Below are 5,717 nucleotides of genomic sequence, written 5' to 3'. Positions count from 1 at the left end.
ATTGCTTAACGGCGCTGCCTGAGCCAGGGGCTTCACTACCTATACGATCGCAAATCTGGAGAATCTGCCAGGGGCAAAAAAAAGAATAAATAATATTATTTTTTTTAAAACTTTGATGGACATCCATCCCTATCAGAGGAATGGAGCAATCAGAAGGGAAGATGTGGAGAATGGGGAATCCTGAATATCGGTTGGCCATAGATTGGAAGGGTGGAAGTGGTTAGTTTAATCAAAGGTGACGCGATCGGCAGCTAAGATAAGCTGATAGGAAATTGGCTGGGTGGCATCAGACACCACGACAAATTCATAATGGCCCGATTCGGGTAAAGTGCCGCTCCAATTTTTGTTGGGAGCATCTTCGAGTAGGGGAGATCGCGTGCCATTGGGGGTATAGATAGAGAGACGAGTCGGACCGTTGGCTTGCAAAAACAGTCGGAGGATTTGACCTTTGGCGAGATAGGCGGTGTAGGCTTTGCCTCCACCGGGAGAGAGGGTAGCGCGGACGCGATGACGATAGGCTCCTTGGGCAAAGCTAATGGTTTCTAGAGTTTCGCGATTTTGTAAAGCCTTGAGTTGGTCTAGTACGATCGCCTGCCAAACTTGCCCCATCACCCCATCGATAAAATCGAGACCTTTAAGTTCGGGAAAATCGTAAAAAAATTTAGCATCAGCCAGGTCATAGAGAGCGCGGCTACTGAGTTGGAGACGATTTAGCGATCGCGCCGAGCGATCGAGATCGCCTGGATCGTAACTTCCGAGTTGCTCGCGCGCTTCCACACTCAATGTTGCCAGATAATCGAGCATTTCGCTGGCGATCGCATCCCACCGTTCCCGCCACTTAACATCTGCGGGTTCGTAGCTGAGGATCCGCCCGCGTTGGGTAGGATATCGCTGGTAAAACCGTTCGTTAATCAAATCCACATAAAACTGATAATCAACTCCCAGGGCCTGGCGGCGATCGCGCAAGGCTTGCTTGCGTTCCAATTCTGCTGAAGAATAACGCGAAGAAAACTGCGCCAGTTGCGGATCGGTGGAATCAAATAAATTTGGTTCCCCCTGAGAACTCAGCGCCTTCACGGAGTGATGCTTCACCCAAACATTCCCACCCCACCACCCCAAACTGCCCGCACTTACCATTAACAACAGCACCAGTAACAGATTTCTCCAGGCGAAGAAACTGCCCCCCAGTTGACCTTTTCCAGATGCACCAGAACCACTCATCCCCCCAGAAACGGGCATTTCTGTCTCCCACGCCCCTGGGACACTGGGGGGAACAGTTGTCGAGGCGGAGGCAATTTCCGGGGGCATTTCCGTGGGGAAAACCGTAGCAGAACTGGTATTTGGGTTCCCTTGGGGTAGCGCCAGTGGAGCGATCGGGGTAGACAGAGCGATTGTCTGAGAACCGCAAGCAGATAAAGCGTGGCGAACCTGGGTGGCATTTTGGTAGCGATCGCTTTCCCGTGGGGACATCATTTTATTCAAAATCTCCTGCAAATCCCCCCCAACCTTGACCTGGAAGGTCCACTTCCAAATTCGCGCCTGCGGATCGAACAACTGTAGGGGTTCGCGCCCGGTGAGCAACACCACCATCGTCACTGCCAGGGCATATAAATCGCTATGCGGATAAACCCGCCCGTGCATCATCTGCTCCTCTGGGGCATAGCCCACCTTGCCCAGGCGGGTAGGGATGGCGACCTCCGCACCCCCTCCCGGGGGTACCATCACTTGGGATTCCACATCAGCTTCCACTTGCTTTACCCCGCCAAAATCAATCAGCACCGGCATGCGATCGGCACTGCGCTCGATCAAATTATCCGGAGAGATATCGCGGTGAATCACTCCCTGGGAGTGGATGTATTCCAATACTGGCAAGAGTTGTTGTAGTAACTCGATGACTTCTGCACGAGTGAATAACTTGCCGTTTCGGCGGCTCTGGGAGAGCAAAGCGCGATAGGTGTGGCCCTCTACATAGTCTTGAACTAAAAATAAATGACTTGCCCCGCCTACATTAGAGCGACAGAGCTCCCGGAATTTAGGAATCTGCGGATGTTGTAGCTGGTAGAGGACGCCGGCTTCGCGTTTGAAGAGTTCCTGAGCCTTTTGTTGGGCGTAGGTGCCGCGAACTTTCGGGGCAAATTCTTTCAACACGCAGTATTCGTTAAAGCGGTTGATATCTTCGGCGAGATAAGTGCGTCCGAACCCCCCGTGACCCAGTTGGCGGATGATTCGGTAGCGATCGCCGACGATGGTTCCCGGCGCGAAACCCCCGCTTCCAAGCTGCTGCAACGCTTCGCCACAATATTGGCAATAGCGACTGTTCGGCAGATTGTCATGTCCGTTACTGCAATAGAGGGGGTTCATCGCGGTTTCGCTCTCCCAAAACGCTTCAGCTCTCGTCTGACCAATTCACCCTTGATTCTACAAAACGCAAGGATGGAGGGTTATTGGTTGTTGGTCATTGGTCATTGGTCATTGGTCATTGGTCATTGGTTGTGGGTTGTGGGTGGGTGGTTGTTGGTGATTAAGGGTTTCTTAAATTCTTGCTTGTGGATTCTCAATGGGTATTGGGGGGTAAGGAAGGAAGGAGGGGCGGGAGTTAGGGTGAGGGTGAGGGCGATCGCGGGGGGTTAAATGTTGCCATAGATGGGGATAGCTGCGCCGCGTAGGTCTTTGGCGGCATCTGAGGCGAGGAAACAGATGACTTCGGCGATCGCTGCGGGTTTGACCCAGCGGTCGGCATTTTCTTCACCCATCCCTGCGCGGTTGGAGGGGGTATCGATGATGCTGGGTAAGACGCTGTTGGCGGTGATGTTGGTGCCTTTGGTTTCGTCGGCGATCGCTTGGGTTAATGCCACCACTCCTGCTTTTGCGGCACTGTAGGCGGCGAGCTGTCCTGCCGGTTGTTCTGCACCGCGAGACCCGACGGTGACGATTCGCCCATAACCGTGCTGTAACATGTTTGCCAAACTGTACTTGCACAGGAGAAAGGTGGTATCGAGATTCAACTGCAAATGGTCTTTCCAATCTTGGTAGCTATATTCGTGGGTTTCCCCCATTGCGAAGCCGCCCACCAGATGAATCGTCACATCTACTCGGCCCATATCGTTGATGAGCTTTTGCACTGTAGCTTCATCGGTCAAGTCAGCCGCCACAAAGCGAATTTTGCCAAACTCTTCAGCGGAAAGTTGGTTTTTGAGGCGATCGACCTGTTGTTCGTTGCGGTAAGGAACGGTTACTTTTGCGCCGCGCGCCAATACTGCGGGGGTGACGCCGAGTCCGAGTCCGCCGGTGCCACCAGTGAGTAAGACTTGTTTACCTTCCATTTCGCTGCTTCTCCGGTCACGTTATTCTTCAAGATATCGCGACTTTCGGCAGTTAGGGGGATGGAGGGGGGAATTTTTTACCTTGGCCGATCGCCGCTGTCCGTGCGCCCCCTTGACGCGCTAGCCAAAGTATGGTAATAAAACACCATACATCGGAAAAGGCAACGCTCCAGACTGTTGTCGGAACTGGCTATTTCGGGGATTCGTGCTGCTTACGCATTTCTTCGTATTTTGCCAATATTCCGCTTTCTCGCATCAACTGCGGCCAAATTAACAAGAAAAAGCCCATCCAGGTCAATATGGGCAAGGCGACGAGAATAGTTATCCAAATTTTATGCAACAGCAGCCAACTGCCGGCGATCGCGGTGACACCAGTGAGTAAAATCGACCAGGGTTGACACCACCAGGGTTTGTAATTCCAAGGGTTGAGAGAGTTTGATTCTGACATGAAATAAATGCACTTCGGCTTGGAGATAGACGGCGATCGCCCTAAGCACACAGCAGGCGATCGCGCCTGGGAGCATCTTCAATGATACACTCAGGGAGAAACCCCACCACAAAAAATTGTTGTAGTTTTCTCCCACCCACGAACCTATGCAAATTACCCAATATCTTCATACTGCCATCTTAGTCTCCAACTTAGAACGCTCGGAACATTTTTACAGCACTGTCCTCGGACTAGAAAAGGTCGATCGCGCCTTAAAATTTCCTGGCGCTTGGTATCAAATCGGACCGGTTCAAATTCACTTGATTGTAGACTCGGGTATTGATATCCAGTTGCAAAACCCGGAAAAATGGGGACGTAATGGGCATATTGCCTTTTCCGTGGCGGATTTGGATGCTGCGAAAACGCAACTGAAAGCACACAACTGCCCGGTACAAATGAGTGCTTCTGGGCGGGCGGCATTATTCACCCAAGATCCGGATGGTAATATCATTGAATTAAGCCAGAGTTAGGGGGAGAAGAGAGTAGGGATTTGAGGGAAAGCGTGGATGAAAATTGATGAAAATTATTGCCTATTTATATAGTGACCCGGTATTGGAATCGCCACCGGATCCGGCAATTTTCGGCTGGGAAATCGATCGCATTTATCGAGATTTAGGCGATCGCGCGCAACTGGATCGACTACTGGCGGAATGCGAAAGCGACGGTGCGGATTATTTATTAATTCGTCGGTTAGAAGAACTCGGCGACTCGGTGCAACAGGTGTGCGATGCAATGGAGAAACTGGAATTTCTCGGGGTGCAAGTCGTTCCCACCGAAACCGAGGTGAATCCCTTAAATCCCAAGATTAGTCGTGCGGATTTGCTCAAATCGATCGCCGAAATTCAGCGCGATCGCCACAGCCGACAAATTCGCAAAGCACATGCGAAAAATCGCATCAAAGCCTTACCCCCGCCGGGGAAAGCCCCCTACGGCTATCGACGCGGGAAAGACCGCTACGCCCTCGATCGCGCGGCGGCGGTGGTGGTGAAGGACTTTTTCGAGCATTTCCTATTATATGGCTCTTTGCGCGGTGCGGTACGCTATCTGGAGCGCAAACATGGCAAAAAAATCTCCGTGACCACGGGTCGTCGGTGGCTGACCAATCCTGCCTATCGCGGGGATTTGCGGTATCGGAATGGGGCGGTGATTTCTAATACCCATGTGCCGATCGTTTCCCGGGAAGAAGCGGCACAAGTGGATCGACTGCTGCGGCGCAACCGAAAAATGTCCCCGCGTACTGCTAGCGCCCCTCGGTCCTTGGCGGGGTTGGCGGTTTGTGGGGAATGCGATTCGCCGATGACGGTTTCTCGGGTGACTTCTTATCACAGCGATCGCGAATATCTCTATTTGCGGCCCATTCGTTGTCCGAAACAATCGAAGTGCAAAGCTTTACCTTACGATCGCTTATTGCAGCAGACGATTGAAGCCATTTGTCGGGATTTGCCCGAGGCGGTTGCTCAGTTGGAAATGCCGGATGAGGGAAGGGTGGAAGGGGAATTCAAAGGCGCGATCGCCGAGAAAGAAACTCTCCTTTCCCAGCTTCCCGAACTTTGCGATCGAGGAATTCTCGACTCAGAAACCGCTGAGTTGCGCGCCTACAAACTTCGCACGGAAATTTCCCAGTTGCAAAGGCAACAGGCACAACTTCCGCCAGTGAATTTGCGCGAAATTGCGCGCGCGGTTTCTATTCCCCAATTTTGGCTGGATTTATCTGAGTCGGAACGTCGTTTTTACTTCCGCGAGTTCATCCGCCACATCGAAATTATCCGCCAAGAGAATTCCTGGAACTTACGAGTTTTGTTTATTTTTTAAAGCCATAGGGCTGCGATCGCAGTTTTCCCAGCCGAATCTGCGAATCAAGTCTTTGCTTTAAATTAGCCTAGAAAAAGTTTGGGCTAATTTTGCCT

General features: G+C 51.8%; 5 protein-coding genes. 2 read left to right on the top strand and 3 right to left on the bottom strand.

Annotation, left to right across the window (positions count from 1 at the left end):
• Positions 1-225: 225 nt before the first annotated feature.
• From LKK83_RS09915 to LKK83_RS09905, 3 genes are all read right to left on the bottom strand, one after another.
• Entirely contained in the window at positions 226-2,361 is a 2,136-nt protein-coding gene (locus LKK83_RS09915) for a serine/threonine-protein kinase (protein WP_324630929.1), read from the bottom strand.
• Between the two features lie 266 nt (positions 2,362-2,627).
• The gene (fabG, locus tag LKK83_RS09910) at positions 2,628-3,323 is read right to left on the bottom strand and encodes a 3-oxoacyl-ACP reductase FabG (RefSeq protein WP_324630928.1); all 696 of its coding nucleotides are present in this window, start codon (positions 3,321-3,323) and stop codon (positions 2,628-2,630) included.
• Positions 3,324-3,513: 190 nt separating this feature from the next.
• The gene (locus LKK83_RS09905) at positions 3,514-3,771 is read right to left on the bottom strand and encodes a DUF6737 family protein (protein WP_324630927.1); all 258 of its coding nucleotides are present in this window, start codon (positions 3,769-3,771) and stop codon (positions 3,514-3,516) included.
• A 146-nt stretch (positions 3,772-3,917) separates the two neighbouring features.
• Here LKK83_RS09905 and LKK83_RS09900 point away from each other — a divergent pair, with 146 nt between their 5' ends.
• Positions 3,918-4,280, top strand: coding sequence for a VOC family protein (locus LKK83_RS09900; RefSeq protein WP_324630926.1), 363 nt, complete (start codon positions 3,918-3,920; stop codon positions 4,278-4,280).
• Between the two features lie 46 nt (positions 4,281-4,326).
• On the top strand, positions 4,327-5,622 hold the full coding sequence (locus tag LKK83_RS09895) for a recombinase family protein (RefSeq protein ID WP_324630925.1): 1,296 nt from the start codon (positions 4,327-4,329) through the stop codon (positions 5,620-5,622).
• Positions 5,623-5,717 lie beyond the last annotated feature (95 nt).

This window comes from Phormidium sp. CCY1219 (genome assembly GCF_035615515.1).
Classification (GTDB): Bacteria; Cyanobacteriota; Cyanobacteriia; order Cyanobacteriales; family Laspinemataceae; genus CCY1219.
Note: the sequence above shows the minus strand (reverse complement) of the source record. Positions and strands in the feature narration are given on the sequence as shown.